This is a genomic window from Streptantibioticus parmotrematis, from assembly GCF_019890615.1.
Taxonomy (GTDB): domain Bacteria; phylum Actinomycetota; class Actinomycetes; order Streptomycetales; family Streptomycetaceae; genus Streptantibioticus_D; species Streptantibioticus_D parmotrematis.
Map to the genome: position 1 here is coordinate 393,142 of NZ_JAINVZ010000001.1, position 26,966 is coordinate 420,107.

At 72.7% G+C, this 26,966-nt stretch carries 21 protein-coding genes; 8 read left to right on the forward strand and 13 right to left on the reverse strand.

The window, feature by feature from the left end:
• Positions 1–142 precede the first annotated feature (142 nt).
• A complete protein-coding gene (locus K7472_RS01855; protein ID WP_252394914.1) occupies positions 143–1,003 on the reverse strand; it encodes an SDR family NAD(P)-dependent oxidoreductase in 861 nt (286 codons plus the stop codon).
• A 108-nt stretch (positions 1,004–1,111) separates the two neighbouring features.
• On the opposite strand from K7472_RS01855, the gene K7472_RS01860 reads away from it, so the two are divergent.
• Together K7472_RS01860 and K7472_RS01865 are read left to right on the forward strand one after the other, a co-directional pair.
• Positions 1,112–1,606, forward strand: a complete 495-nt coding sequence (locus tag K7472_RS01860; RefSeq protein ID WP_222973257.1) for a MarR family winged helix-turn-helix transcriptional regulator — start codon at positions 1,112–1,114, stop codon at positions 1,604–1,606.
• Between the two features lie 168 nt (positions 1,607–1,774).
• On the forward strand, positions 1,775–2,407 hold the full coding sequence (locus K7472_RS01865) for a poly-gamma-glutamate hydrolase family protein (RefSeq protein WP_222973259.1): 633 nt from the start codon (positions 1,775–1,777) through the stop codon (positions 2,405–2,407).
• A gap of 33 nt (positions 2,408–2,440) precedes the next feature.
• Here K7472_RS01865 and K7472_RS01870 read toward each other — a convergent pair whose 3' ends face one another.
• From K7472_RS01870 to K7472_RS01880, 3 genes are all read right to left on the reverse strand, one after another.
• On the reverse strand, positions 2,441–3,154 hold the full coding sequence (locus K7472_RS01870) for a rhomboid family intramembrane serine protease (RefSeq protein ID WP_222973261.1): 714 nt from the start codon (positions 3,152–3,154) through the stop codon (positions 2,441–2,443).
• A 117-nt stretch (positions 3,155–3,271) separates the two neighbouring features.
• The gene (gene lysA / locus K7472_RS01875) at positions 3,272–4,615 is read right to left on the reverse strand and encodes a diaminopimelate decarboxylase (RefSeq protein ID WP_222973262.1); all 1,344 of its coding nucleotides are present in this window, start codon (positions 4,613–4,615) and stop codon (positions 3,272–3,274) included.
• A 13-nt stretch (positions 4,616–4,628) separates the two neighbouring features.
• Entirely contained in the window at positions 4,629–5,036 is a 408-nt protein-coding gene (locus tag K7472_RS01880; protein ID WP_222973263.1) for an SAV_915 family protein, read from the reverse strand.
• A 384-nt stretch (positions 5,037–5,420) separates the two neighbouring features.
• Here K7472_RS01880 and K7472_RS01885 point away from each other — a divergent pair, with 384 nt between their 5' ends.
• Positions 5,421–6,722 carry a low temperature requirement protein A gene (locus K7472_RS01885; protein ID WP_222973264.1) on the forward strand — a complete coding sequence of 434 codons (1,302 nt, stop codon included), beginning with the start codon at positions 5,421–5,423 and terminating at the stop codon, positions 6,720–6,722.
• 192 nt (positions 6,723–6,914) lie between these two features.
• Here the strand turns inward: K7472_RS01885 and K7472_RS01890 are convergent, their stop codons facing one another.
• Entirely contained in the window at positions 6,915–8,462 is a 1,548-nt protein-coding gene (locus K7472_RS01890; protein ID WP_222973265.1) for an AMP-binding protein, read from the reverse strand.
• A gap of 474 nt (positions 8,463–8,936) precedes the next feature.
• Here K7472_RS01890 and K7472_RS01895 point away from each other — a divergent pair, with 474 nt between their 5' ends.
• A complete protein-coding gene (locus K7472_RS01895) occupies positions 8,937–11,093 on the forward strand; it encodes a P-loop NTPase family protein (protein ID WP_222973267.1) in 2,157 nt (718 codons plus the stop codon).
• A 21-nt stretch (positions 11,094–11,114) separates the two neighbouring features.
• On the opposite strand, the gene K7472_RS01900 is transcribed toward K7472_RS01895, so the two are convergent.
• From K7472_RS01900 to K7472_RS01905, 3 genes are all read right to left on the reverse strand, one after another.
• The gene (locus K7472_RS01900; RefSeq protein ID WP_252394916.1) at positions 11,115–12,398 is read right to left on the reverse strand and encodes a CDP-glycerol glycerophosphotransferase family protein; all 1,284 of its coding nucleotides are present in this window, start codon (positions 12,396–12,398) and stop codon (positions 11,115–11,117) included.
• Between the two features lie 4 nt (positions 12,399–12,402).
• Positions 12,403–12,918 carry a hypothetical protein gene (locus tag K7472_RS32390; protein WP_252394917.1) on the reverse strand — a complete coding sequence of 172 codons (516 nt, stop codon included), beginning with the start codon at positions 12,916–12,918 and terminating at the stop codon, positions 12,403–12,405.
• A gap of 105 nt (positions 12,919–13,023) precedes the next feature.
• Entirely contained in the window at positions 13,024–14,232 is a 1,209-nt protein-coding gene (locus tag K7472_RS01905) for a cytochrome P450 (protein WP_222973270.1), read from the reverse strand.
• A 266-nt stretch (positions 14,233–14,498) separates the two neighbouring features.
• Here K7472_RS01905 and K7472_RS01910 point away from each other — a divergent pair, with 266 nt between their 5' ends.
• The gene (locus K7472_RS01910; RefSeq protein ID WP_222973272.1) at positions 14,499–18,506 is read left to right on the forward strand and encodes a non-ribosomal peptide synthetase; all 4,008 of its coding nucleotides are present in this window, start codon (positions 14,499–14,501) and stop codon (positions 18,504–18,506) included.
• An 80-nt stretch (positions 18,507–18,586) separates the two neighbouring features.
• On the forward strand, positions 18,587–19,075 hold the full coding sequence (locus tag K7472_RS01915; protein ID WP_222973274.1) for an OsmC family protein: 489 nt from the start codon (positions 18,587–18,589) through the stop codon (positions 19,073–19,075).
• A gap of 16 nt (positions 19,076–19,091) precedes the next feature.
• Here the strand turns inward: K7472_RS01915 and K7472_RS01920 are convergent, their stop codons facing one another.
• Complete coding sequence (locus K7472_RS01920; protein WP_222973276.1) at positions 19,092–20,657, reverse strand: FAD-dependent monooxygenase; 1,566 nt, start codon at positions 20,655–20,657, stop codon at positions 19,092–19,094.
• A gap of 313 nt (positions 20,658–20,970) precedes the next feature.
• Positions 20,971–21,567, reverse strand: coding sequence for a TetR/AcrR family transcriptional regulator C-terminal domain-containing protein (locus K7472_RS01925; protein ID WP_222973278.1), 597 nt, complete (start codon positions 21,565–21,567; stop codon positions 20,971–20,973).
• A gap of 196 nt (positions 21,568–21,763) precedes the next feature.
• On the opposite strand from K7472_RS01925, the gene K7472_RS01930 reads away from it, so the two are divergent.
• Together K7472_RS01930 and K7472_RS01935 are read left to right on the forward strand one after the other, a co-directional pair.
• On the forward strand, positions 21,764–22,123 hold the full coding sequence (locus K7472_RS01930; RefSeq protein ID WP_308013724.1) for a winged helix-turn-helix transcriptional regulator: 360 nt from the start codon (positions 21,764–21,766) through the stop codon (positions 22,121–22,123).
• Between the two features lie 181 nt (positions 22,124–22,304).
• Positions 22,305–22,679, forward strand: a complete 375-nt coding sequence (locus K7472_RS01935) for a VOC family protein (RefSeq protein ID WP_222973282.1) — start codon at positions 22,305–22,307, stop codon at positions 22,677–22,679.
• A 231-nt stretch (positions 22,680–22,910) separates the two neighbouring features.
• On the opposite strand, the gene K7472_RS01940 is transcribed toward K7472_RS01935, so the two are convergent.
• The 3 genes from K7472_RS01940 to K7472_RS01950 form a co-directional block, all read right to left on the reverse strand.
• Positions 22,911–23,177: a chaplin gene (locus K7472_RS01940; RefSeq protein ID WP_222973284.1), complete on the reverse strand. Its 267-nt coding sequence runs from the start codon at positions 23,175–23,177 to the stop codon at positions 22,911–22,913.
• A 346-nt stretch (positions 23,178–23,523) separates the two neighbouring features.
• Entirely contained in the window at positions 23,524–25,797 is a 2,274-nt protein-coding gene (locus tag K7472_RS01945) for a catalase (protein WP_222973286.1), read from the reverse strand.
• 170 nt (positions 25,798–25,967) lie between these two features.
• Positions 25,968–26,837 carry a class II glutamine amidotransferase gene (locus K7472_RS01950; protein WP_222973287.1) on the reverse strand — a complete coding sequence of 290 codons (870 nt, stop codon included), beginning with the start codon at positions 26,835–26,837 and terminating at the stop codon, positions 25,968–25,970.
• Positions 26,838–26,966 lie beyond the last annotated feature (129 nt).

Here is a 26,966-nt window from a genome sequence, read left to right on the forward strand (position 1 = left end):
GAATGCGGGCGCGTCACCCGCAGACAGGATGGACGGCTTCTGTGACCGGACCGCAACAACCCTGACCCGTCCTGGTAACCGGCGATCCACGTCACCCGGGCGCCACTTCGGCCCCACTTCGGCCTCGCCAGTGCGTGACGGATCAGCTCAGCCAGGAAGCCGTCAGCTGCTGGACGCGCGAGCCGTCGAGGTCGGCCAGCTTGGGGGCGACGAGGTCGCGGGCCTCGGCGGAGGTCTGCGCGCGGAACGGCGGCCGCTCGGCGGTGAGCACCTCGACGACCGCCGCCGCGGCGTCCGCCGAGGACTGCGCGCCCTCGAAGGACGCCATCACGTGGTCGAGATAGCCCTTGAGCGACGGCGCGTACGGACCGGCCGCCTCGAGCAGGGCGGGGACGTCGATGTCCAGGTTGGCGACGAACTCGCTTGCCACGGCGCCCGGTTCGATCACCGAGACGCTCACTCCCACGGCGGCCGCCACCGGAGCCAGGGACTCCATGAAGCCTTCGGCGGCGAACTTGGCCGCGCAGTAGGCCTCGTTGAACGGCTGGCCGACGATCCCGCCCACGCTGGTGACCGTGATGACCCGGCCTCCGGTGGCGCGCAGCAGCGGCATGGCCGCGCCGGTCAGCTCCACCACGCCGAAGAAGTTGACCTCCATCGCCGTGCGGAACAGCTCGGTGCCGACGCGTTCGACCGTGCCGACCGCTCCGGCGCCCGCGTTGTTGACGACCGCGTCCAGGTGACCGTGCTCGGCGATCACCTCGTCCAGGCAGGCGGTGATCGCATCGCGGTCGGTCACGTCGAGTCGTTTGACGTGGACGCGCTCGGCGACGCCCGCGGCGGTCGCGGCCTCACGCAGCGCGCCGGACCGGGCCGGATCGCGCAGGGTGGCGACGACCGTCCAGCCCGCCTGCGCGGCGGCGACCGCGGCGGCCAGGCCGATGCCGGTGGAGGTGCCGGTGATCAGGACGACCTTGGGGGTGGGGGAGGCGGAGGAAGGCATGGCGTTGCTCATTTCTGGTGAGAGGCGCGAGGACGGTTTCACATCTGTGCGTGCACACACACCGTACGACTTCCGTGCGCGCACACGCAACCCGCTACAGTGGTCGGCATGGCACGCACGGACCTCACCCTGGGAGAGCTCACCGCCCGCGACCACGCCTTCTACGGGCTGGTGTGGGCCAGTACGACCCTGACCGCGCGCGTCGACCGCGCCCTGGCGCGCGCCCACGACCTGCCCCTGTCGTGGTTCGAGGTCATGCTCTGGCTCAGCGTCCAGGTCGAGCCGGTCGCCGCCTCCGACCTGGGGGAGAAGACCCTGCTCAGCCGCAGTCAGGTCTCCCGGGTCGTCGACGCCCTCCAGGCCCGCGGGCTGGTCGAGCGCATGCCGTCGCCGACTGACGCGCGCTCGGTGCGGGTCGGGCTGACCCAGGCGGGGCGTCGGGCGTTCGCCGAGGCCGACGCGACCCGGCGCGAGACGCTGGCGGAGGTCTTCGACGACCGCCTCGACGACGCGGACATCGAGGCGCTGGGAACGGTGTGGGACAAGCTCAAGGCGTCAGCACCGCCCGACGCGCCCACCTGCGGGGCTTCGCCCGCGGGCTGAGGCGCGGTCGCGCTTTCGCGAGCTTGGCGTTCGTGGGGGTTGGCGTTCGTGGCGCTTGGTGTTCGCGGCGCCTGGCGTTCGCGGCGCCTGGTGGTTCGCGCGTTCGCGACGCCCGGTAGCCTTGCCCGATTTTCCTTCCACCTCCTTCCACCTCCACGGACGTGATCCATGGCTCCCGCTTCCCCGACCTGCTGGGCCGACCTGGCCGCGCGCCGGGCCGAAGGCGTCGAATTCCGCAGGGTGTGGCGCAGCGCGCCGGGCTCCACCCTGCTCCATCTGGCGATACACGGCGGCGGTATCGAACCGGGGACCACGGAACTCGCCGACGCCGCCGCCGGTCGGGCCGACCACTTCTACTCGCTGGAGGCGTTGCGCAGCACCGGCAACGCCGCGCTGCACCTGACCTCGACGCGCTTCGACGAGCCGAAGGCGCTGGCCATGGTCCGCGAAGCCGAGCACGTCGTGTCTTGGCACGGCGCCGGTGGCGAGGCGCCCGTCACCTACCTCGGCGGCCGTGACGAGGCACTGCGCGACGCGATCGGGCAGGCCCTGTCGGCAGCGGGCTTCGCCGTCGCCCTCGCGGGGTCCGACATCGACGCGAGCAACCCCCGCAACATCTGCAACCGCAACGCGCGCGGTGGCGGCGTCCAGTTGGAGATCAGTACGGCGCAGCGCAAGGCGTTCTTCGCGCGCGGCGATCTCTCGCGCGCCAACAGGGGCAGGAGGACAGCCGAGTTCAGCGCCTACGTGACCGCTGTGACGAGTGTCCTTCCGGGCGGGGGAACGCCCGGCGGGAGGTGAGAGGGCTGCCGGACGCTCCCGCCCGCAGCCCTCTCACCCCGGCAGGCGTGCCGCAGGCTCCTCCGGCTCTCCGGGCCGCGCCGTGGACCAGGCCTCCAGATCGACCGCACCCTCCCACAGGGCCAGCCCGACGCCGAGCACACAACCCACCAGGACGCCCACGCCGTGGTTGTTGGTGATCGCGCACAGCACGATCCCGGCGAGCGGCACCAGCAGGGCCAGTTTGCGCAGCGCGGCGTCGGGGCCGCGCAGGGCATAGACGACGGCCAGGGCGCCGACCAGGCCGCAGATGGCCACCGAGTTGCCGGCGCCGTGCTTGCTCCAGCTCGCCAGGCTGACGGCCTGCGCGGCGACCCCGCTCACCAGGTAGACGAGGAGCATGCGCACCGACCCGAACAGCCGCTCGGCCACCGGGGCCACGGCGATCAGGGCGGCCAGGTTGAACAGGATCTGGATCCAGCCCGACGACTCGACCAGCAGCGCGCTCGGCGCCCGCCACCACGGCCCGTCGGGGACCCGCTCCAGGTGGTGCAGGACGGCGGGCGCGATGGTCTGCACGACGGCCATCGCCGCCATGAGGACCACCAGGACCGAGGCGACGACCGGCAGCGGGCGCTGCCAGATCCGGCGGACCAGTTGGGGGCCGGCGACCTGCTCGGTGGGCGCCGTCGCCGCCACCAGGACGCGCATGCCCGGGACGACGACGGCCGCGGCGCAGGCGTAGAGAAGCACAGTTCCCGTACTCATGCTCATGGTCCCAGCCTGCCAGAAGCGATGGCCGGACCACAGATGTCACCGAACTCGGCGCGTCCCCAGTCGTGTTGCGGGCCGAGGGCGCCCTCGGCCCGCGTCCTTGCGACGCGGTCAGAGTCCGACGTCGCGGCTGCTGAGGTCCGCCAGCGACTCGCGCCGGACCAGCAGCCGGGAACGACCGCCGTGGACGGCGACCACGGGCGGCCGGCCGACCAGGTTGTAGGCCGACGCCATCGACAGGTGGTACGCGCCCGCCGCCGGTACGGCGATCAGATCGCCGGGGCGGGTGTCGGCCGGGAGCCGGACGTCGCCCGCGATCACGTCGCCCGCCTCGCAGTGCCGGCCCACCACGGTGGCCGTCATCGTCCGGTCGCCGCAGGCGCGGCCGACGAGCCGCGGCGCGTACCTGACCCCGTACAGCGCGGGCCTGGGGTTGTCGCTCATCCCGCCGTCGACCGCGACGAAGACATGTCTGCCGTTGTGCTTGACCGCCAGTACGCGGTACAGCACCACGCCCGCGGGGCCCGCGATCGCGCGGCCGGGCTCCACCGTCAGGCGGGGCGCGGGCAGACCGGCGGCGGAGCAGCTGCGGTGCACCTCCACGCCCAGCCGGGACGCCAACACCGCGATGTCCAGCGGCCGTTCCCCCGGGCGGTAGGCGATGGAGTGCCCGCCGCCCATGTTCAGCTCGGGCAGGCTGACACCGTGCTGCTCCCTGATGCGGGCCATCAACCCCACCACCCGGCGGGCCGCCAGTGGATACGGCTTGACCGAGTCGATCTGCGAACCCAGGTGGCAGTGGAGACCGGTCAGCAGCAGCCGGGGCTGGCCCAGGATGCGTGCCGCGGCGTGCGACGCCGAGCCGTCCGCGATGGGCACGCCGAACTTCTGGTCGGCGGTGCCGGTGCGGACCGCGGCGTGGCCGCCCGCCCCGATGCCCGGTGTGACACGCAGCAGCACCTTCTGGCGGCTGCCCGACGGCACCTCGGCGGCCAGCCGGGCGATCTCGCTCGTGCTGTCCACGACGATCCGGCCCACCCCGAGCCGTAGCGCCGCACGCAGGTCACCGGGGCTCTTGGCGTTGCCGTGCATGATGACGCGCTCCGGCGGGAAGCCGCTGGTGACGGCGAGTTCGAGCTCCCCGGCCGAACACACGTCCAGCGACAGCCCCTCCTCGTCGATCCAGCGCACCATCGCCCGGCACAGGAACGCCTTTGCCGCGTAGGCGACCTCCGCGCCCCGGAACACGGCGCGGTAGCGCCGACAGCGGGCCCGCACTTCGGCCTCGTCGAGGACGTAGGAGGGCGTGCCGAACTGCTCGGCCATCTCGGCGAGTTCGACGCCGCCCACGCTGAGGCCGCCGTGCGGCGTCGGACGAGCGGAGGCGGGCCACAGGGCCGACTCCGCGTCGTTCAGCCGCCCTTCGGCGCGGGGTTCCACCAACTGCACACTCATCGCCACTTCCTCCTCAGCCGATCCACAGCGCGACGGCGTCGATCAGCGCCGCGGCCCCCGTGACGCGGATGACACCGACCATGCGGGGATCCCAGTCCCGCCAGAACGCGTGCGCGTCGCCGGTCGCCGCGGTGGTCGGCGGCGCGGAGAACCGCGGGTCGACGACGACCTCCGACACGCCGAGCGGTTCGGTCAGGGCGCGCAGCGCGGGCTCGGCGAGCGTGACGCACGCCTGCGCGGAGCCGAGGGTGTCGGCGAGCCGCTCGCGCGTCGTGAAGCCGACCGCGGTTCGGCCGCCCAGCGGCGTGCGGAACAGACGGGCGGTGCAACCGGCGGGCCCCGGCCGGACGGGCACGTACAGTCGCCCGGCCGGGACGCGTTCCGAGGGCTCCGGGTCGTCGTCGCACAGGTGCTCGGTCATGGGATTTCTCCTCGCGGAAGGTCGTCGGCGCGAGCCGTCAGGCGCGGCCCGAGCGCACTACTGACGCTATTCCCGCTGGTCCGGAGGGTGCGCCGAGCCCTGACGCGACGTTGACGCCATGAGCTGAGGCTTTGACGCGAAGGCCACGGCGCCGGGGCGCCGCCGCTGGTCAGGAATCCGGGCGCGACTCCCGGAGCAGACCGAGCGGCACCGGCCCCCGATGGAGCACTGCGGAACGTCACCCACGGCAGCAGCGGCTCGTCCGGCCCGATGTCCCGCAGCCCTGGCCCGCGCGCAGGTCCTTCACCGCATAACGTGCCGTCACCGCCGAGCGCCCGCAACGCCGTTCCGTGGGGTGTATGTCCTATTCTCGCCGATGTGTCGGTGAGCGAGGGCAATGGGCGCGGCGGGATCGGCCGGGAGGGCGGTGGCCTCGGTGGGCGGAGGACGCGCGGTCCCGGTGGCGGCGGGGCCGACCGGATCCTTCCGGCGGACCGTGGCTTCGCGGGCCACCGGGCGACCTCCATCGAGCTGCTCTTCGACCTGGTCTTCGTCTTCGCGTTCTCCCAGATCTCGTCCTTCCTGGTCCACCGCCAGAGCACGGCCCAACTGGGCCAGGGCCTGGTCATCCTCACCCTGCTGTGGTGGGTGTGGGCCGCGTACGCCGCGCTGGGCAACCAGGCGCGGGGCGACACGGCCGTGGTCAAGATGGGCTTCACCGCCGGGATGGCGGCCATGTTCATCACGGCGCTGGCGATCCGCGAGGCATGGAGCGACGCGCCGGGCGGCCTGTACGCGCCGCTGGTGTTCGTGTACGGCATCATCGCCAACCGCGTCGTCTACTGCCTCCTCGCCTTCCACATCGCCGACGACGACCCCCAACTCCTCGCCTACGTAAGGCGTTCGGCGGTGCGCATGGCGGTCACCAGTGCGGCCCTGCTGGTCGGCGCGGAGCGGGCGGGCACCTCGCAGCTCGTGCTGTGGACGCTGGCCGCGGTGGCGGACTGGCTGATGCCGCGGCTCGTTCCGGCGGATCGCGGGTGGCCGGTACCGAACGCCGCGCACTTCGCGGAACGGCACGGACTGATCCTCATCATCGCCATCGGGGAGCTGATGATCTCAGTGGGCGACGGCGTCTCGGTCAACCAGGAGGGCCGGCATGTCGCGCTGAGCCTGCCCGTGATCGAGACCGGCGTGTACTGCATCGTGCTGGCGGTGTGCCTGTGGTGGCTCTACTTCGACTTCGTCGGACCGCCGGCCGCCCGGCGGCTGAGTGTGCTGCACGGCAGCGACCGCACGCGCTTCGCCCGCAGGGCCTACGGGCTGCTCCACTTCCTCCTGATCGCCGGAGTGGTCTACATCGCCCTCGGCCTGGAGGAGGTCATCGACGTGCTCCAGCGCACCCCCGACCACCCCGACCTGCACGCCCCGCTGCCGTGGAGCGCCCTGGTCGCGCTGTACGGGGGTACGTGCGCGTACCTGGCGGCGGGGCCCGCCATCCAGCGCCTGAGCACCCGGGCCCCCTCCGTACTCCAACTGGGGGCCGCCGTGCTGTGCCTGGCGTTCCTGCCGGTGGCCCACGAGGTGAGCGCGCTCGCGGCGCTGGCCTTCGTGGCGGGCCTGCTGGTCGTCCTGGTCAGCACGGAGGGCCTGCGCCGGGCACACGCGGGTCTCGAGTGGTGGTGACGACGCGGCCGCGGCGCTCAGCCCGCCATGGCAACGGAGTTGGGCGCCTGGCCGGGCGGTCCGTGCCGACAAGACGGACCGCCCGGCCGTGCCCCCGCGGGATCCGAGCCCGGGCCCCGCGAGTCGAAGGCCGCCGGAGACACGAGGCGGCGGGGTTGCGGGACGCTCGGGACGCGAGACGGCGGGGCCGCCTCAGGACACGGTACGCGCGGCCGCCTCGTCGCGCCGCCGCAGCTCCTTCTTGTCCGGCTTGCCCGCGTCCGTGAGCGGAAGGGCGTCCACGAACGTCACCCGCTCCGGTTCGTACATCGCGCCGCGCTCGGCACGCACCCAGGCCCGCAGGCCGTCGGCGTCGAGGTCGGCGCCCGGCACACGGACCACGGCGGCGTGCACGCGTTCCATGTGGTCGGCGTCCCGGACCCCGAAGACGGCGCTCTGCCGCACCTGCGGATGGGCGTTGATCAGGTCCTCCAACTCCGTGGTGTACACGTGCCCGCCGACCACCACGATCATGTCCTTGATCCGGTCGACGATCGTCAGGTAGCCCTCGTCGTCCAGGTAGCCGACGTCCCCGGTGTGCAGCCAGCCGTCCCGCAGGACCTCGGCGGTCAGCTCGGGCTGCTTCCAGTAACCCGCCATGATCTGCGACGAACGCACGCAGATCTCACCGTGCTCGCCGGTCGGCAGGTCGCGTCCGGACGGGTCGCGGATGGCGACCTCGACGCCTTCCAGTACCCGCCCGGCCGTACGCAGCCGCTCCGGTCGGTCCGGGTCGTGCTCGTCGGCGGGCAGCACACTGATGCCACCGGCCTCGTTCTGCCCGTAGAACTGCATCAGCACCGGCCCGAACCTGCGCACCGCGTCGACGATCCGGGTGGGCGACGCCTGGCAGCCGCCGTAGACCACGCTGACGAGGCTGGAGGTGTCGGTGGCCGCCGCGTCGGGGTGGTCCATCAACTGGTAGAGCAGCGGCGGCAGAAGGAACAGGTGGGTGATGCGCTCGCGCTCGATCGTCGCCAGTGCCGAGGCGGCGTCGAAGTCCTCCAGCAACACCACGACGCCACCGGACTGGAGGGTGGTGTCGGCGAGATAGCCCGCCGCGTGCGCGAGCGTGGTGCACACCAGCTGCCGGTGCTGCCCCTCACGGTCCTCACCGAGCCGACCGCGCCAGCCGTTCATGTGCGCGAAGGTGGTGCAGATGCCCTTGGGATGGCCGGTCGTGCCGCCGGTGTGGCGGATGATGCAGATGTCGTCCTGCTCGGCGATACCGGCCAGCGGTTCGGCGGACTGCTGCGACGCCAGCTCCAGCAGGTCCGTCCCGTTCTTCGCGGTGCCCAGCACGAGCACGTCGGCGACCGGCGCCTGCTGCGTCACCTCGGCCGCGCGCTCCGCGTACCGCGGGTCGACGATCAGCGCCCGCGTCTCCACGTCACGCACGATGGCGGCCTGGACGTCCGCCGACAGCTTGTTGTAGAGGTGGTTGACCCGGCATCCCACGAGGTTCGCCGCGTAGCGGGCCGCGATGGTCTCCGGCAGGTTCCCGCACAGCAGCGTCACGGTGTCACCGCGTCCGAGGCCCCTGGCCCGCAGCGCACGGGCCATCCGGTGGACCAGATCACGGAACTCACCCGCGGTGACCCGCCGCCCCTCGTGGACCAGCGCCTCCCGCCCCGGGTCGGCCTCCAGGGCGTCGAGAGTCTCCTCCACGTAGGTGCGGAAATCGTCGGCGGCATCGGACATCGGGGGGCTCCTGCCTCGGTCGATAGATTGCCTCGGGCAATCGAACACGATGCCTGTGGCTGCTCTGTGACGACAAATGGCTTCGTCGCCACCCGACGGAAGGAAGAAAGGATCAAGCCACCCCTTACCGGCCCGCGGAAATGATGTACAGGCCATGGAAGGCGCCACTCCGCCCGCCTCGGGCTGTCCCGGACGCGGCGCAGGGCCGCACGGAAACTGTCTGGTTCCGGGTCCGAACGCAGGTCACCCGGCTGAGCGACCGGTTTTCCTTGGGTGTGACGAGGCTCGACCTGAAGCCCGTGCCGCGGCCGTCGAGGGCGGGTCGGGCCCCGGTCCAGGGCCGAGGCGGCGGGCTCCGGCGAGCCGACCGGATGCGGCTGAGGGACACGGCCGTTGCCGATACGGTGGGCGTGCGCGGGAAGCGGTGGGCCGACCCGTGGCCGACGGACCGGTACGAGAAGTGGGGGGCGGCACATGGTGGACCCTGCATCGCTGACGGCGATCACCACGGTGCTCGGGGCAGTGGGCGGTGGGCTGGCCAACGAGGCCGGGAAGGCCGCGTGGGAATCGGCGGGCGTCCTGATCCGCCGCATCGCGGGCCGGGAGGTGCAGGCACCCACCGACGCCGACCAGCGCGTGGCCGTCGCCCGCGTCGTCCACGACGGCATCCGCCGCGAGCCCGCGCTCGCCGGCGCCTGGCAGGTCTTCGCCAGCGGCGTCCCCCGCAGCGTCCCCGGCGCGGCCGCACCCCAACTGCTGCCGCTCGCCGACCGGTTCTTCACCGACCGCCGCGACCCCCTCAAGACGCTGGACCAGGAGTACGGCCGCGAGTTCGACGGCAGCCCCCGCGCGATACTGCTGCACGGGCCCTCGGGCATCGGCACCAGCGCGCTCGCCGTCCAGTGGGGATGGCGGGAGCCACGCCGCTTCCCCGACGGCAGACTGTACGCGGACCTGCGCGGCCTCTCACCGGACACCGCGTCCGACGCCGCCACCGTGCTCGCCCACTTCCTGCGCAAACTGGGTGTCGCCGACGCCGAGATCCCCCCGACGACGGCCGACCGCGCCGACCGCTTCCGCGCCGAAGTCGCCGAACGGCGGCTGCTGGTCGTCCTCGACCACGCCCACTCCGCGGCACAGGTCAAGCCGCTCCTGACCGCCGCGCCGGGAGTGTTCACCGTCGTGGTGGCCCGCAGGCCCCTCGCCGGACTGGACCTGCTCGCCGTACCGCTCGGGCCGCTGACCGAACGCGACGCGCTGCGCCTGCTGACCGGCGTCGCGGGCAAGCCCGCCGTCACGGCCGCCCGCCCGGTGCTTCCCTCGGCGCTCGCGCGCTGCGCGGGTTCGCCCTTCGCCCTCCGGGCGCTGGCACCCCGGCTGGCCGAACTGCCCCCGACAGCCCAGCAGTTCGCAACGGCGGGGGAGCCCGTCGCGGACGACGCCGACCGCGATCCGGTACGGGACGCCGTTCACGACCTCTACCGCGGCCTTCCGCCCGAGGCCGCCCGCGCCTACCGGCTGCTCGCGGTACGGCCCTGGCCGTGGATCACCGCCGGGCCGGCGGGCGCGGCGCTGAACGTTCCGGAGGCCGAGGCCGCCGACCTCCTGGCGCGACTCGCCGGACACCGGCTACTGGACACCACCGACGGCGTTCGCTACGCCTACCGGCCCAGTGTGCGGCGGCACGCCGAAGGCCTCGCCCTGCGCGAGGAGGGCATCGCGGCCTGCGCCGGAGCCGTCCGCAGGATGACGGCGTGGCTGCTGGGGTTCGCCGTCACCGCGGACCGCTCGGCCCACCCCGACCGCTGGTGGCTCGGACCGCTCTACACCTCCCTGCCACCGGGGCCGTACGGCGACGACCAGAGCGCCGCGCTCACCGCTCTGGTCGACGAGCTCGACGTCCTGGTCGAAGCGGTGCGCGCGGCGGACGAGTTGGAGGACCCGGCCACCGCCTGGCAGCTGTGCGAAGCCATGTGGGCCGCCCAGTTGCGGGCCGGTCGCCACGACCAGGTCATGCCCGCGCTCCGCGTCGGGGCCCGGGCCGCCGACCGCCTCGACCCGGACTCGCGCGTCGCCGGGCGCCTGCACACCCAGCTCGCTCTGGCCCTGATGGAGCGTCGGGAGTACGGCGACGCGTCCGCTGAACTGCGCACCGCGGCCCGGGCGGAGCGCGTCGCGGGCCATCTGCGCGGACAGGCGACGGCGTTGGAGACCCTCGGCCTGCTGCGGTTACGGCAGTGGCGCCACGAACAGGCCCTCGGCCTCTTCGAGGAAGCGGCCGACACCCTCGACGGCGTCGGCCCGGACGACGAGGGCCACGCGGACCTGCCCCGGGCCAGGGCCCTGCTGCGACGCCACCGCGGCCGCGCCCTGCGCGGTCTCGGCCGCCGCCGGGAAGCGCGTGACCTGGGCCGGGAAGCGCTGGAGTACTTCCGCGGCGACGGCCACGACCCGTACAACGCCGGACGGACGCTGACCGATCTCGCCGAGATCGAACTCGACGCCCAGGACTACGCGGCGGCCGTCCCCCTCCTCGACGAGGCGATCGCCACCCTCGCCGCCCAACGCGCCGGCTACCACGTCGCCCGCCTCAAGGCTCTGCGCGCGGCTTGCGTCAGCGCCGGAGGCTGACGGTGCTGTGCGCGGCGTGCGTCAGCGCGGGGGGCTGACCGACACGGTGTGCGCGGCCGAGCCCGTCACGACGACGAGCCCGGTCGCCACCAGCTCCCGCGCCGTACGGCCTTCGGCCCGGGCGCCGTGCAGCGCGGACACCCACGCGGTGGGATCGCCGCCGCCCGGCTCCCCGGTGAGCCGGAGCGTCACGCCGTCGCGGGTACGCACCACACACTCGGTGGGACCGGTCACGTACGCCGCGACCGAGCAGTGCGGAAACCGCGCCAGCGTCCGCACCGCCCAGGCCTCCGGGCCCTCCAACCGGGGGTCGTCACCGGGGCCCTGACGGTGAATCACATCCGCGTGGGAAAGCACTCCGGGGTCGAGGGTGTCCTCGTGGACCGCCGTGTGCACGTACCCGGACGCGCCGTCGGGCTCGTGGCGCGGATCGGCGTACCGGGTCACCGAGACCCCGTTCGCCGCCACCCGCGTCACCACCCGCACCGGGGCGGTGCACACACGCGGTTCGTACGGCGGCAACGGCAGCGGGTCCAGCAGCGCGGGCCCGGTGGGTTCGTCGAGTCCGGCCAGCTCGTAGAAGGCGCGGCGCAGGAGTGCCGCCGACTCGCCCGGCGCCGACGTGGTGAACTCGGCCGGCCCACGCAACGGCCGATGGGAGGCGATCACCGTGGCCAGCTGCTTCTCCAGCGGCCCGTACGCGTCGAGCCGCGGTGCCTCACGGACGAACGCCGCCACGGGGGAGTCCTCGTCGAGCGTGTGGTGTGAAGCGGTCCCGACCAGCACCGGCGTGCCGAGCGCCGCCGCGTAGTACGAGACGCTGCCGAAGTCGCCGATCACCACGTCGGCGGCGATCACGGCCTGACGCCAGCCTTCGAGCGGGTCCACCAGCGCCAGACCGGCACGCCGCGCCCGGTCCGTCCACGCGCGGACCTGGCCCGGCCCGTGCCCCTGCCAGATGTTGGGATGCAGGACGGCGGCCAACCGGTACTCGTCCAGGGGGAGTTCGGAGACCAGGCGGGGGAGGAGCGCGGGCAGCAGGTCCTCGGCACCGCCGTCGCCGAAGAGCGAATCAGGGTTCCAGGTCGAGTTGAGCACCACCAGGCGCTGACCGTCGTGGACCCCGAGCGCCCGGCGGAAGCGGTCCCGGTGGCAACGCGCGGCGAGCATGCGGTCGAAGCACGGGTCCCCGGCGAGGACAGCGGCGGGAGCGGCCTCGGGACAGGCCGCACGCAGGCGGTCCAGCTGCTCGGGATGGGAGAGGACGAACGCGTCCGCCACCGGGTCGCCTTCGGGGGTGAGCAACCAGTCAGGCGAAAGCCCGAAGACCGGCTTCCGGCTTCCGGCTTCCGGCTTCCGGCTTCCGGCTTCCGGCTTCCGGCTTCCGGCTTCCGGCTTCCGGCTTCCGGCTTCCGGCTTCCGGCTTCCGGCTTCCGGCTTCCGGCGTTGCCAGCCTTTTATTATATCCAATTCCGTGCGAAAGCACCGCCAACTTCCCTCGTAGGGAATGGAGTTGGCCTCCGAGGCTCGCCGAGATCGCCAGGTCCACCGGTGTGTCCAGCGCCTGCTCCCACGGAAGAACCGGCACTCCGACGGCGGCGAGCAATTCCCCGACACCGCCCTGGAAGGGCGAGGACCCCGTGCACGTCGCGAGCAGCTGAACGCGGAAGTCGTCGCGGAACAACGGCAGTACGTCCAGAAGGCGCGTCGCCGACGTGACGTTGTGCACCACGAAAAGAACGCGTCGGCACAGGCCCCGCGTGGCCCACCGCACCGCCTCGTCCCCGACCGGCACCCGGAGCCACCCGAACCCGGCTCGGGTCACGGACGCCTCCTCGTGCCGGTGGACTCATCGCGCGGTGTCGGTGAGTTCATCGCGCGTTCGGCCGATCACCCTAGCGCACCGTGCCGTCACCGCCGGGGTGACCGCCTACCAGGTCACCGGCAGCCGTACCGGTCCGCGCGCCGCATGGCCCTCGCGCCACGCGATGTCGGCGTCCGGCACGGCCAGTCGCAGTCCGGGGAAGCGGCGCACCAGTCCCCACAGGGCTTCCTGCAACACCACCCGCGCGAGCGGGGCCCCGAGGCAGCGGTGCATGCCGTGGCCGAACGCCAGGTGCGAGGGCGCCGGCCGGGTCACGTCCACCGCGTCGGGCCGGTCGACGCCCGCCGCCCGGCGGTTGGGCGTCGCCAGGGCCGCCATCACGACCTCCCCGGCGCGGACCGTCACACCGCCGATCACCACGTCCTCGGTGGCGAGCCGCGGCAGCGCCCCGGGCACGGTGGGCGCGTACCGCAGCAGTTCCTCCACGGCGTCGGGCACCCGGTCGGGCTCGGCCACCAGCAGGTCCCACTGCTCGCGCTCCCGCAGCAACACCAGCAGGTTCACGCATATCTGCTGTGCGGTGGTCTCCAGGCCCGCGCCCAGCAGGAAGACCGCGAGGCCGACCAGTTCCTCCGGGGTGAGCCGTTCGCCCTCCTCGCAGACCGCGGCCAGCGCGCTCAGCAGGTCGTCGCCGGGCTCACGACGCTTGCGTTCCAGCAACGAGACGAGGTAGCCGACCATCCGCCCACGCCGCTGTGCGACCTCCTGGGCCGAGTACGCGGAGACGTTCAGCAGCGTCTCCGTTCCGCCGAAGAACTCCTGGCGGTCCGCGTACGGCACGCCGATCCACTGGCACACCGCCATCACCGGCAGCGGGGTCGCCAGCAACGGCACCAGGTCGGCGGGCGCCCCGGTCCCGGCCACCTCGTCGAGCAGCGCACCGACCCGGTCGCGCGCGAAGGGCCGCACGTCCTCGACCCGCCGGGTGGTGAACGCGGACGCCACCAGCCTGCGCAGCCTGGCGTGGTCCGCGCCGTCGGCCGCCGCCATGCCACCGGACACCTGCGGGATCTCGAAGACCTGTGCCGACGGATCCGCGACGTAGGCGGCCCGACTGAACCGGGGATCGGCCAGCATCGCGCGCACGTCCTCCGGCCGGCTGAGCAGCCAGGCGGTGACCCCGGTCGGCGTGGTGATCCGGGCGACCGGCTGCGCGCCCGCGATCCGCGCCAGGGCGGGGGCCGGGTCCGGGCCGCTCATGTCCGCGAAGGGGAAGTCGTGCACGGCCTGCGGCACCGTCTGCGTTGCGGTCATCAAGAGGCCCTCTTCGCTGCTGTCGCCGGTCTACGGGAACGGGCTGCCGCGGTCGGTCGTCACCGCGTGGCCCGGTCGGCCAGTCTCGCCCGCCCCTCTCGACTCCGGCTCACCCCACGCCTGATCGCCCCTTCCCAGGTCGCGACGGCCCTCGCCGAACCCCTCGCGCCGGGCTCCACCGCCCCTCCGACCCCGTTCCATCCCGGCCCACGAGGCTCGAACCCCTAGGCGATGCAAGAGCCGTGTCTCCAGGGGGAGTTCTCAGCATGACCGATGTCCAGGGCGCCCGTACCGACGTCCACGGCGACGGGGAGCCGTCGCGGCCGCTGACCGCGGCCCAGGCCGGGGTCTGGTTCGCCCAGCAGGTCGACCCGGCCAACCCGATCTACAACACCGCGGACTGGCTGGAGATCCACGGCCCCGTCGACCCGGTGCTCTTCGACCGCGCGGTGCGGATGACGTACGAGGAGGCCGACGCGCTGCACGTGCGCTTCGTGGAGACCGACGCGGGACCACGGCAACTCACGGCATACGACGCCGACGTCCCCCTGCCCGTGATCGACGTGAGCGGCGAGCCGGATCCCGTCGCGGCGGCCGAGGCGTGGATGCGGGCCGACATGGCGACCCCGGTCGGGCTGACCGACGGGCCGCTCTTCGCCTTCGCCCTCTTCCGGGCCGGTGACGCCCACTGGCTGTGGTACCAGCGCGGCCACCACATCGTGATGGACGGCTACGGCGGCGCCCTGTTCGTACGGCGCGCCGCCGAGGTCTACGACGCCCTGCTCGCCGGTGAGCCCTCGGCCTCCGGAGCGCTGGGCTCGTCCCGGCGACTGCTCGACGAGGACCTGGCCTACCGCGCGGACGAGGCGTTCACCGAGGACCGCGCGTACTGGACGGCCCAACTCGCCGGTCAGGAGCCGCCGGTGGGGCTCGCCAGGCGGGACGCCAGGATGTCGCACGCCTTCCTGCGGCGCACCGCGACCGTGGCACCCGAAGCGGCCGACCGCCTGCGGACCGCCGCCCGCGCCCTGAAGGTCGGACGCCCGGCGCTGATCATCGCCGCGGTCGCCGCGTACACCCACCGGCTCACCGGAGCGCCCGAGGTGACGCTCGGCCTGCCGGTCACCGCCCGCAAGACCCTGGCCGCCCGCACGACACCGGCAATGACGGCGAACGTGCTGCCGCTGCGACTGCCGACCAGCCCGGCGACCACGCTCGGCGAACTCGTCAAGGAGGTGTCGGCGACCAGCCGCCAGGCGCTGCGGCACCAGCGGTACCGCACCGAGGACATCCGCCGCGACCTGAGCCGCGCCACGGCCGACCGCCGCCTGTTCGGTCCCGTCGTCAACATCATGCCGGTCGACGAGGCCCTGGCCTTCGGGGGCCACCGCACCACCGCGCACAACCTGTCCAACGGTCCCGTCGAGGACCTTGCCATCGTCGTCTACGAGGAGCCGGACGGCGCCGGGCTGCGCATCAACTTCAACGCCAATCCCGCGCTCTACGACGAGGACGAACTCGCCGCCCACGAAAGGCGGTTCACCGCCTTCCTCGACACCGTCGCCGCGACCGCCGCCGACACGCCGCTGGGCCGTGTCGAAACGCTGGGCGAGGACGAACGACGCCTGGTGCTGGGCGAGTTCGCCGGTACGGTCCGTAGCGCGCCGCGCCTCACCTTCCCCTTGCTGTTCGGCGAGCAGAAGCGCCGTACGCCGAACGCCACCGCCGTCGTGGCGCACGACGCCGTGATGACCTACCGGCAGCTCGACGCCCGCGCGGAACGGCTGGCCAGGGCGCTGACCGCGCGCGGCGCGGGCCCGGGCCGGATCGTCGGCATCGCCCTGCCGCGGTCCGCCGAACTCGTCGTCGGCCTGCTCGCGGTCCTCAAGTCCGGAGCCGCCTACCTCCCGATCGACCTCGACTACCCCGCCGAGCGGCGCGAGTTCATGCTGTCGGACAGCGGTGCCACGTTGTTGCTCACCACCGCGAGCGTGGCGCCTCCACGCAGCGAGTCGGGTCCGCGGCACCTGGTGCTCGACGGTCACGGACGGGTGGCCGGTCCCGAACTCCCGCGCGAGGCAGACGCGTTGACGTCACCGGCCCCCGAGGACGCCGCCTACGTCGTCTACACCAGCGGCTCCACCGGCGTCCCCAAGGGTGTCGTCGTGGAGCACCGTGCCGTCGCCGACTACCTGACCTGGTGCCGCCAGGCCTACCCGGACCTGCGCGGAGCCACCCTGCTCCACACCTCGTTCTCCTTCGACCTGACCGTCACCGCGCTGCTGGGGCCCCTGGTGAGCGGCGGAGTCGTGCAGCTCGCCGCGCTGGAGGACGGCGTGGAGGGCCTGCCCGGCGCCACCCCGGTGACGTTCCTCAAGGCGACCCCGAGCCACCTCCCGCTGCTCACCGCACTGCCCGCCGACCGGTCCCCCCACGGCACGCTCGTGCTCGGCGGCGAGGAACTGCGCGGCACGGCACTGCGCGAGTGGCGCCGCGCCCACCCCGACGTCACGGTGATCAACGCCTACGGCCCCACCGAGGCGACCGTCAACTGCGCCCAGTACCGCCTCCCGCCGGACGCGCCGCTGCCCGAGGGCGCCGTTCCCATCGGCCGCCCGTTCCCCGGAACGCGGGCCTACGTCCTCGACGCGGCGCTGCGGCCGATGCCCGTCGGCACGGTCGGCGAACTGTACGTCGCGGGCGCCGGACTCGCGCGCGGCTACCTCGGACGGCCGGGCCTGACCGCCTCGCGCTTCGTGGCCGATCCGCACGGCGCCCCCGGCAGCCGCATGTACCGTACCGGCGACCTCGCGCGCTGGCGTGCCGACGGGGAGCTGGAGTTCGCCGGACGAGCCGACACCCAGGTCAAACTGCGCGGCTACCGGGTCGAGTTGGGAGAGATCGAGGCGGCCCTGACGGTGCTGCCCGGTGTTTCCCACGCCGCGGCGGCCGTACGCGACGACCGGCTCGTCGGCTACGCGGTCGCCGCCGACGGCGGCCCGGGCGTCCCGGGCGACGCGAGGCAACGTCTTGCGGCCCGGCTGCCCGCACACCTCGTCCCCGCGCGCGTCGTCACACTGGCCCGGCTGCCGCTGACCGCCAACGGCAAGTTGGATCGCACGGCGCTGCCCAGCCCGGCCGCGACCGGGCCAGGCGGCGGCGGACGGGCGCCGCGCAGCCCGCAGGAGGAGATCCTGTGCGCCCTGTTCGCCGAGGTGCTGGACCTGCCCAGGGTCGGCGTCGACGACGACTTCTTCGACCTCGGCGGCCACTCGCTGCTCGCCGCCCGCCTCATCGGCCGGATCCGCGACGCCCTCGGCGTCCAACTGGGCCTGCGCGCGCTGTTCGAGGCGCCCACCGTCGCCGCCCTCGGGTCACGCCTGAACGTCGACACCCGCGACGACGCCTTCGACGTGCTGCTCCCGCTGCGCGCGGGCGGCAGCCGGCCCCCGCTGTTCTGCATGCACCCCGCCGGGGGCCTGAGCTGGTGCTACTCCGGCCTGATGCGGCATCTCGGCCCGGACGTGCCGATCTACGGACTCCAGTCGCCGGTGCTCGGCGCGGGCGGCGACCCGGCCGAGAGCGTGGAGGATCTCGCGGAGCGGTTCCTCACCGAAGTGCGCGCCGTCCAGCCGCACGGCCCGTACCACCTGCTCGGCTGGTCGTTCGGCGGAACGGTCGCCTTCGCCATGGCGACGCGCCTTCAGGCGGAGGGCGAGGAGGTCGCGTTCCTCGCGATGCTCGACTCCTACCCCTCCGGCTTCTGGGACGACGGCTACGCGCCCGACGAACGGATGGCCCTCAACACCCTTCTGGAAGTGGCTGGTTGCGACTTCGACGACCTCGGCAACGCCCAGCTGGAGCAGGACGGCGTCCACGACGTCGTACGGCGTGAAGGCGCCACCGTCATCGAGATCCTGCGCAGGGCGGGCAGCGTCCTGGCCAACCTGGAGGAACGCCATCTCGCCTCGTTCGCCGAGATCTTCAGCAACAACGCGCGGTTGCAGCGCTCCTTCTTCCCCGCCCGCTACCACGGCGACGTGCTGTTCTTCACCGCCGACCTCGGCCGCGGCCCCGACTCGCCCACCGTCGACCTGTGGACTCCGTACGTCATCGGTGCCATCGACAACCACCACGTGGAATCCACGCACAACAACATGACCCAGCCCGGGCCGCTCGCCGCCATCGGCCGCGTCCTGGCCGACCGCCTGCCCCGGCCGACGGCACCGCAGACCGGTGCCGGTACGCAAGCGGACCGCCGGGCGGCCGGCTGACCCACCACGCCGCTGTCGGCGGGCCCCGCACGCCGAGGCCCGCCGGGACGGTGCGGCGTCCGGCCGCCTAGGGTGTGAACATGGCCGACACCCACACGTACGACATCGCGGTCGAATGGACCGGCGACCTCGGCCCGGGCACGGCCGATTACCGCGTCTACAGTCGCGACCACGAGGTCCTCGCCGCCGGAAAGCCCCCGATCGCGGCCTCCGCCGACCCCGCCTTCCGCGGCGACCCCGCGCGCTGGAACCCCGAGGAACTGCTCGTCGCCTCGGTCGCCCAGTGCCACATGCTCTGGTACCTCCACCTGTGCGCCACCGCGGGCGTGGTCGTCGTCGACTACGAGGACCACGCCCATGGTGTGATGACGATGGACGAGACCGGAGGCGGCGGCCGGATCACCGAGGTCGTCCTGCGCCCCGAGGTGACGGTGGCGGACCCGGCCATGACGGACAAGGCCCGAGCCCTGCACGGCGAGGTGCACGCCGTGTGCTTCATCGCCCGCTCGGTGGCCTTCCCCATCCGCCACGAGCCGTCCGTGCACGTCCTGGACGCGGAGGACGCCTGAGCGACGCGCCCGCGCCTCACGCGGCGTCCGGTCGCTCCAGCAGGTCGCCGACCACCGCAGCGACCTCTTCGGCCCGGCGCCGCGGGTCGTGGTCGGTACCGGCCCAGGCGATGCGGGCGTCCGGGCGGATCAGGACACTGGTGACGTCGTGCCAGCCCTCCGCCGAGGTCTCGCGCTGCACGCCGACGGCGTGGTGGGCGATGTCGTGGCGAGTCGCCATCGCCGAGGCGAGCGGCGTGTGACGGCCGTCGAGGTCCAGCAGCACCAACTCACCGCCGTGCAGCAGCTGATGGGGAGTACACACCTCGTCCGCGCCGGAGCGCAGCGCGAGCCCGGCGAGCCGTGTGCCCGCCATCGGGTGCGCCGGTGCGGCGTCGGGCCGGTCGCAGGTGGTGTAGCGCGGATCGCCGAATCCGGCCACGCGCCGGGCCCACATCAGGTTCGTCTCCGGGTGGGCCAGGGCCTCGGAGAAGGCGTCGCGCAACGCGACCTCCTCCGGCGTCTCGGCGCTGAACAGCGCGCTCTGGGCACGGGTGTTGTCCATGACCGCGGCACCCGCCGGACGCCGCTCGGCGTCGTAGGTGTCGAGCAGCGCGTCCGAGGCACGTCCCCGCACGGTCGCGGCGAGCTTCCAGCCGAGGTTGGCGGCGTCCTGGATGCCGAGGTTCATGCCCTGGCCGCCCGCGGGGAAGAACATGTGGGCCGCGTCTCCGGCGAGCAGGACCTGCCGCGAGCGGTACGTCGTGGCCTGCCGCGTGGCGTTGCCGTACTGGGAGAGCCACAGCGGTGAGTGCATGCCCATGTCGTGGCCCACCACGGCACGGGTCCGCTCCCGCGCCTCGTCCAGGGTGAGGGGCGCGCCGACGCCGTGTCCCTTGGTGGCGTTGGAGAGCCCCGCGATGCGGTACATCCCGTCACCGAGCGGCGCCGCGAGCACGACACCGGCCGGCCCGCGCACCATCAGCGGGTCGCCGGGCCCCGGAGGGTCGGCGAGGGCGACGTCGGCCAGCCAACCGGTCATCGTGGTGTCCGTGCCGGGGAAGCCGATCCCCGCGGCCTGGCGCACCGCGCTGCGGGTCCCGTCGCATCCCACCACCCAACGCGTGCGCAACGTCGTGTGACCGCCGTCGGCGCGGACGACGAGTTCGACACCGGCGTCGTCCTGGGCCAGTGAGATCACTTCCTGCCCACGTCGGACCTCCGCGCCCCTCGACGTGGCGTGTTCTTCCAGGAGTTGCTCGGTGACGTACTGGCTCAGCGCCAGCGAGAACGGGTGGACGGCTCCCACGCGGCGGAAGTCCAGCCTGGTGCCGGCGGCACCGAAGTGCCCGGTCGGCACGGGGATCCCGCGTTCTATGAAGCGGTCGGCCAGGCCACGCGTGGCGAAGGTGTCCAGCGTGCCCGCCTGCATGCCCACGGCTCGTGAACGCGCGTCGCGCGTCGTGGCCTTCTCCAGGACCAGCACCGAGACCTCGTGCAGCCGCAGCTCGGCGGCGAGCCAGAGCCCGACCGGCCCGGCGCCCACCACGACGACGTCGGCGTCCACGCGGGAGGTGGTGGGGGTTTCGTGCGTCGTCGTCATCGTCAGCCCGTCCTCGTTGTCGTTGACGTTCCTGTTGTCCGTTGGACAAGGGGAGCATGGCATGCGGTAGCAGATGTTGTCCAGTGGACAAGGGGATGGCTCGGGGTACACCCGGTCGGGAGGGGAGCGCGTGCGCGGACAGGGTGGCGCGTGCGCGCCGGAACGGTGTGCGGCGCGAGTGATCGCCGTCGAGGCAGGGGGAGTTCGGCCGGTACGCCGCGACTGTTCAGGGGGTGCCGAAGAGGGGCAGGCGGGCTGTCCGGCGGCGCCGCCGCAATCTCCGTCCCCGGTTGTTAAGGGAGTTGACGCCCCGTCAGGCAGGGGCGTTCAGGAGTGCGCGGAGGCCGAACGCGAATCGCTGGTCGAAGTCGTCCGCCGTGAGATGTGCCGAGGTCTCGGGGTCGGAGAGGTTCGGGTACGGGCCCGTGGCGACCGCCGCCCGCACGGTCTCGGCCTGCACCTGCTCATCGGTCTGCTGCTCGATGGTCAGGCCGAGGACGAAGTAGAAGACGGACCAGTGCAGCCAGACAGCCGTGCGCGGGTCCCGGCCGAGTTCCTTGAGGGCGCCGACGGACGCGTCGGCGAACGTGAGCGCGTGGGGGCCGGTGTTGGTGAGCCCGCTGAGCAGGCGGGCGCCGTCGCGGTGCGCCAGCAGTGCGCCGCGCAGCCGTTCCCACAGCAGGGTCAGCCGCTCGTGCGGTTCGGCCGGAAGGTCCGCGTCGGCGGCGGGGGCGACGATGCGCTCGGAGAGCAGTTCCAGAAGCCCCTGCTTGTTGCCGACGTGCCAGCGGACGGAGTTGTGCCGCACGCCCAGGCGGTCGGCGACGGCGCGCAGGGTCAGTGCGTCCAGCCCGTCGTCCTGGAGCACGGCCGAGGCTGCGTCGGCGATGGCTTCCGTGGTGACGGCCATGCCCTCGACTCCTCACGTCCACAACGGCTCTTGGCCACTGTACAGGGAGCAGGCGTACAGGGAGCAGGGCGGTCGCCCGCGCCGGAGTTCGGGCAGGCCGGATGCCACGGGTCGTGAGCGTGGCGAAGCAGCTCCAGGTTAGCGTGGGGCCCGTATCCGCTGCGGTAGAGGAGTCGGCGTGACCACCGGAGGCACCGTGTCAGAGGTTTCCGAGGGAATCAGCGTGCTCGCCCACTCGGTTCTCGCGAACGTCGCCAACAAGTGGGCACTTCTGGTCATCGACACTCTGGGCACCGAGACGCTGCGGTTCGGCCAGGTCAAGTCGCGGGTGACCGGCATCAGTCACAAGATGCTCGCCCAGACTCTGCGCAATCTGGAGCGGGACGGAATCGTCGACCGCACCGCGTACGCCACCGTGCCGCCCCGGGTGGAGTACCGCCTGACCGAGGCCGGACGGGAGCTTCAGCGAACCGTTCACGGGATCTGCCACTGGACCCGCAGTCACCTGGACCACATCGAGACCGCCCGACGGCGCTTCGACGCGGCAGACGCGTAACGGCGGGACACATCCCGCCCGCGTCCCGCGCGCGCCGGGGGCCCGGCCCCTCGTTCGGCAGCACCGTGCGGCGTGTGTGGTCACCTTCAGGTGCCTTGCTCACCAAAAAGTGCGTTCTTGCAGGTCAACCGCACCTTTCTTACGGTGTGCGAGAAGCCAGCACCGAGCAGGGGAGTCCGAAGTGGCCATTCTCAAGACCTACGCGCGCCTGTGGAGCGAAGACCTGGACGCGGCGTTGCCTCCGCTCGTCGAACTGGTCGGAGAGGAGCCCCACCTGCGGCTCCCCTTCGGTGAGGTCGAACTGGGCGCCATCGGCGACTTCCTGGTGATCGCGGCCACCCCGCAGGCCGCCGCGAACCTTCCCAGGGCGACCGCGACCGTCGTCGTGAGCGACCTCGGTGAGACTCAGGCGATGCTCGCCTCGCACGGCGCCGAGGTCACCTTCGGCCCCACCCAGGGGCCGACGGGCTCCTACTTCTATGCCCGGCACGCCGACGGCTCCGAAGTCGAGTACGTCCAGTGGAGGCCCGAGCTGGTGGCCCGGATCCTTACCTGAGTCCGGCCGTCCGTCGGCCCGGCCATCGACGCCGCCGTCCTCGGCATCGGTGGCGGCCGCCACCGATGCCGAGGCGGCCGTCACCGCTCTTTCACGCTGCGGACGGTGGCCGTGGAGCGGGTGGCTCAAGCGCGATGCCGGTGCGATGCGCCGACCGATGCCATACCCCGCCGCAACGAGGGAACGCTACCGCCCGCCGGTCGACGGCGCGGAAGTCGCGGGTGGGGTACGTCAGTTGCAGACGCCGCTGTTGCCGAAGGCGGGGTTGAGGATGCCGATGACGTTGACGGTGTTGCCGACCAGGTTGATCGGGACGTTGAGCGGGACCTGGATGGCGTTGCCCGAGACGACGCCCGGCGACATGGCGGCCTTGGCCGCCGCGACGCTGCTGCAGCCGTGGGCGTGGTGGTGGTCGTTCGCCGACGCCGTCGTGGCGGACGCGCCCGCGGCGACGCCCGCCGCCAGGATGACGAGGGCGGCCTTCTTGGCAGTGCGCATGGAAAGTTCTCCTCTTGTCGTTCCGCGGCCGCCGCTGCGGCCACACCGGGGCAAACGCCTCAACGGGCCCCGATGACACGCGTTCCGTCGCCGATACCACCGGACGGCGTAAGGACGTGCCCGATGCGGACGCGTGGAGCGCCCGTCCGGGCCGCGGAGACGGCATAGTCGCAGGCCAGAGACGGGGTGGCTATCTTGGGATCAGCTGATTGTCGGGCTGGCGCCCGATCGCCGGGGAGGCGTCCGACCGTGGGGAGGCGCCCGCCCCGAGGCGCATCGAGGGCGGTTCGCCGCCGGTTTCACGAGAACACGCGACGGACCGCCCTCCGGTGCCGGGTGACGAGTCTCAGACCGTGGCGGGGAAGCGGTCCCACACGCGGTGCAGTGCCAGGAGCTCCTTGACCTGACGCAGCACGGCGTCGGCGTCGTCAGCCGTGACCACGCCCGGTGCCTCGACCGGGACGCCTGCCGCCCGCAGCGTGGCCACACCGTCGTTCCACGCACCGAGCGCCTTGCCGTGACGGAAGGCCTCGGACAGCATCAGGCTGACACGGGGATCGACCCGGCCCGCGCCGGGCGCGTGACCCACCTTCGCGTCACGTGCCCCCGGCGCGTCGCTGCCCGGTGCGACCGAGCCGCTGAGCAGCAGCGCGTCGAACTCCACCGACCGGGTGGCCGCGAACGTGCGCTGCACGGTGACGGCGTCCTCGCCCTCGCCGAGCTTGCCGCCGACCGGCGCGACCACCAGCGGCACCATGTCCGCCTCCAGCACGGCGTCGCGCAGCGAGCGGACCGCCGCCAGATCACTGTCGGGACCGGCCACGATGCCGACGACGCGCCCGTCCAGCGGCCAGCTCCGGCCGATCTGGGACAGTGCGGGGCTCGGCTCGACGGCGGCGAGGGCCTCGCTCGCCGCCGGCGCCGGAAGGCCCAGCCCCGCGGCGACCTCCTCGCACAGCCGCGTGTCGATGTTGGCCAGCACCCGCAGGGCGCGTTCCTTGATCGCCTGCTCGTAGCACTTGCTCAGCTCGAAGGTGTACGCGGAGATGATGTGCTCACGCTCCGGCGGGGTCATGCTGAGCCAGAAGCGGCGCGGCTGGCTGAAGTGGTCCGCGAACGAGGCCGGTGCCTTGCGGCTCTTCGTCGCCGCGGGGATCCCGACCGCCGCCTCGATGTACGCCCCGGTGTCCGCTCCGGCCTGGAACGGGCAGCCGCCGTCGAGGGAGTTGGGCCGGTACGGGGCGACACCGCGGTGCACGGCGGTCTGGTGCATCCCGTCGCGCAGCATGTCGTTGACCGGCGCGTGGGTGCGGTTGATCGGGATCTGGGCGAAGTTCGGACCGCCCAGTCGGCTGATCTGGGTGTCGAGGTAGGAGAAGAGCCGCCCGGTCAGCAGCGGGTCGTCGGTGATGTCGATACCGGGGACGAGATGACCGGGGTGGAAGGCGACCTGCTCCGTCTCGGCGAAGTAGTTCGACGGATTGGCGTTGAGCGTCAGCAGACCGATGGGCTGCACCGGTGCCAGCTCCTCGGGCACGATGTTCGTCGGGTCGAGCAGGTCGATGCCCTCGAAGGTCTGGTCAGGGGTGTCGGGGAAGGTCTGGATCCCGAACTCCCACTGCGGGTACGCGCCGGCCTCGATCGCGTCGGCCAGGTCACGCCGGTGGAAGTCCGGGTCCATGCCGTTGATGAGCTGCGCCTCCTCCCACATCAGGGAGTGCACGCCCAGTTTCGGCTTCCAGTGGAACTTCACCAGGGTCGTCGCGCCCTCGGCGTCCACCAGCCGGAAGGTGTGGATGCCGAAGCCCTCCATCATGCGGTACGAACGCGGGATACCGCGGTCCGACATGTTCCACAAGGTGTGGTGGGTGGCCTCGGTGTGCAGGGTGACGAAGTCCCAGAACGTGTCGTGGGCGCTCTGCGCCTGGGGAATCTCACGGTCCGGGTGCGGCTTGCCGGCGTGGATCACGTCGGGGAACTTGATGGCGTCCTGGATGAAGAAAACCGGAATGTTGTTGCCCACCAGGTCGAAGACGCCCTCGCTGGTGTAGAACTTCGTGGCGAAGCCACGGGTGTCCCGCACGGTGTCGGACGAGCCACGGGATCCCAGCACGGTGGAGAACCGCACGAACACCGGTGTGCGCACGTTCTTGCCCAGGAACGCCGCCCTGGTGACGTCGGAGGCCGTTCCGTATCCCACGAAGACGCCGTGCGCGGCGGCACCGCGGGCGTGGACGACCCGCTCGGGGATGCGCTCGTGGTCGAAGTGGGTGATCTTCTCCCGCAGATGGTGATCCTGCAACAGCACAGGACCGCGTTCGCCGGCCTTCAGGGAGTGGTCGGTGTCGTACAGCCGCGCGCCCTGCGCCGTGGTGAGGTATTCGCCGCCCTGAGCCACGTCGGCCTGGTCGGCACCGGTCTCCTGCCCCGTCGGGCTCAGTGTGTCGGGGCCGCTCTGATCCGGCTTCGGCGGCAGCGGACCCGTCGGCTCGGTCGGCTCCTCCACCGTCGGCGTGCCCGGCGAGGGCCTGCCCGGCACCCCCTCGGGGGGCCCGGCGTCACCGCGCAGCTTGCCGGCGACGGCCTCCGCCGCGGCCTTGACCGGGTTGGAGTCGTTCATGGGTGGTCTCCTCCTGCGTGGACGGCAACGCCTCATGGGTCACCGGACGCGACGGGTCCAAACGGGAAGACGGCAACGTCACTCAGGCGGGCCACCACGCGTCGGGCGGTCCGCCCTCGCCGGATCGCCGCGCCCACCACCACCGCGCCCGTCACGTGGCTGGTCGGCCGTCACGCGGACTTCTGCGAGGCGGCGGCATCGGGTCGCAGGTCGTCGAGGGTGAGCCGGTGGGACGGGGGATCGGGGAGGATCACCTGACGGTCCGTGCTCAGATCGGCGCCGACGTGGAGGAGCTCACCGGGCCGCAGGAGGGACCAGTGGGGGTTGTCGTCCATGGGCTCGCTGGCGACGACGACGGAGGGCCGGTCGGCCAGGTGCGCCGAGTGGACGCGCAGGTGGCCGTGGCTTCCGCTGTGGTCCAGGTGCCGGCCGCCGTGCTGCCCGCCGGCGCGGCGCTCCAGCACGTACAGGTCGTGGGTGTCCGGGTAGCGCAGGGCCCACAGCTGGTCGACGCTGATGAGGACCAGGTTCAGGGCGTAGACGGGCACGTTCTCCGCGATCCAGCGGGCGGCCTGCCGGATGCCCGCGGAGACGTCACCGCCGTTCGCACGGATCTCCCGGGTGATCAGGGCGAAGAACCGCTCCGAATCGGTGTCGCCCCGCACCAGCGACCGGTCCTGGCCCAGGTGCCGGTCGAGCGCGTCGACGCCCTCGATGACGCCGTTGTGCGCGAAGAGCCGCCCGTCCTGCGCGAAGGGGTGGGTGTCGAGGAGGTTCAGACCGCCGGTGGAGGCGAAGCGCACATGAGCCACGAAGGTCGTCGACTCCTCCCGCCTGGCCTCCTCGGCGAAGGCCCGGTCCTCGAAGGCCGCGATGGGGGCCTTCTCGACGCGTGGGATGCCATCGGCCCCGAAGTACCCCAGCCCGGTGCCGTCCGGGTCGCGGTGGCTCTGCCGACTGAGGCTGTCCGGTGCGTCCAGCAACCAGAACGTGGCACGGGCGCGCCGCGGTGCACAGCTGAGACCGAACAGACGGCACATGGATTCCTCCTCGGGACGAAGGCCGACCGGGGGTGGCCGACCTGAGGTCGCTCAGGGAGCGGGGCGGAAGCTCCGTCGCGCACGAGCCATGCCTCCCCGCCTGCCCACACGCTCCGCGGCGACGCCTTC

What these genes read in the sequence shown, in the direction of transcription:
- K7472_RS01855 (WP_252394914.1), bottom strand. Translation starts at nt 1,003, where the DNA reads ATGCCTTCCTCCGCCTCCCCCACCCCCAAGGTCGTCCTGATCACCGGC.
- K7472_RS01860 (WP_222973257.1), top strand. Translation starts at nt 1,112, where the DNA reads ATGGCACGCACGGACCTCACCCTGGGAGAGCTCACCGCCCGCGACCAC.
- K7472_RS01865 (WP_222973259.1), top strand. Translation starts at nt 1,775, where the DNA reads ATGGCTCCCGCTTCCCCGACCTGCTGGGCCGACCTGGCCGCGCGCCGG.
- K7472_RS01870 (WP_222973261.1), bottom strand. Translation starts at nt 3,154, where the DNA reads ATGAGTACGGGAACTGTGCTTCTCTACGCCTGCGCCGCGGCCGTCGTC.
- lysA (WP_222973262.1), bottom strand. Translation starts at nt 4,615, where the DNA reads ATGAGTGTGCAGTTGGTGGAACCCCGCGCCGAAGGGCGGCTGAACGAC.
- K7472_RS01880 (WP_222973263.1), bottom strand. Translation starts at nt 5,036, where the DNA reads ATGACCGAGCACCTGTGCGACGACGACCCGGAGCCCTCGGAACGCGTC.
- K7472_RS01890 (WP_222973265.1), bottom strand. Translation starts at nt 8,462, where the DNA reads ATGTCCGATGCCGCCGACGATTTCCGCACCTACGTGGAGGAGACTCTC.
- K7472_RS01895 (WP_222973267.1), top strand. Translation starts at nt 8,937, where the DNA reads ATGGTGGACCCTGCATCGCTGACGGCGATCACCACGGTGCTCGGGGCA.
- K7472_RS01905 (WP_222973270.1), bottom strand. Translation starts at nt 14,232, where the DNA reads ATGACCGCAACGCAGACGGTGCCGCAGGCCGTGCACGACTTCCCCTTC.
- K7472_RS01910 (WP_222973272.1), top strand. Translation starts at nt 14,499, where the DNA reads ATGACCGATGTCCAGGGCGCCCGTACCGACGTCCACGGCGACGGGGAG.
- K7472_RS01915 (WP_222973274.1), top strand. Translation starts at nt 18,587, where the DNA reads ATGGCCGACACCCACACGTACGACATCGCGGTCGAATGGACCGGCGAC.
- K7472_RS01920 (WP_222973276.1), bottom strand. Translation starts at nt 20,657, where the DNA reads ATGACGACGACGCACGAAACCCCCACCACCTCCCGCGTGGACGCCGAC.
- K7472_RS01925 (WP_222973278.1), bottom strand. Translation starts at nt 21,567, where the DNA reads ATGGCCGTCACCACGGAAGCCATCGCCGACGCAGCCTCGGCCGTGCTC.
- K7472_RS01940 (WP_222973284.1), bottom strand. Translation starts at nt 23,177, where the DNA reads ATGCGCACTGCCAAGAAGGCCGCCCTCGTCATCCTGGCGGCGGGCGTC.
- K7472_RS01945 (WP_222973286.1), bottom strand. Translation starts at nt 25,797, where the DNA reads ATGAACGACTCCAACCCGGTCAAGGCCGCGGCGGAGGCCGTCGCCGGC.
- K7472_RS01950 (WP_222973287.1), bottom strand. Translation starts at nt 26,837, where the DNA reads ATGTGCCGTCTGTTCGGTCTCAGCTGTGCACCGCGGCGCGCCCGTGCC.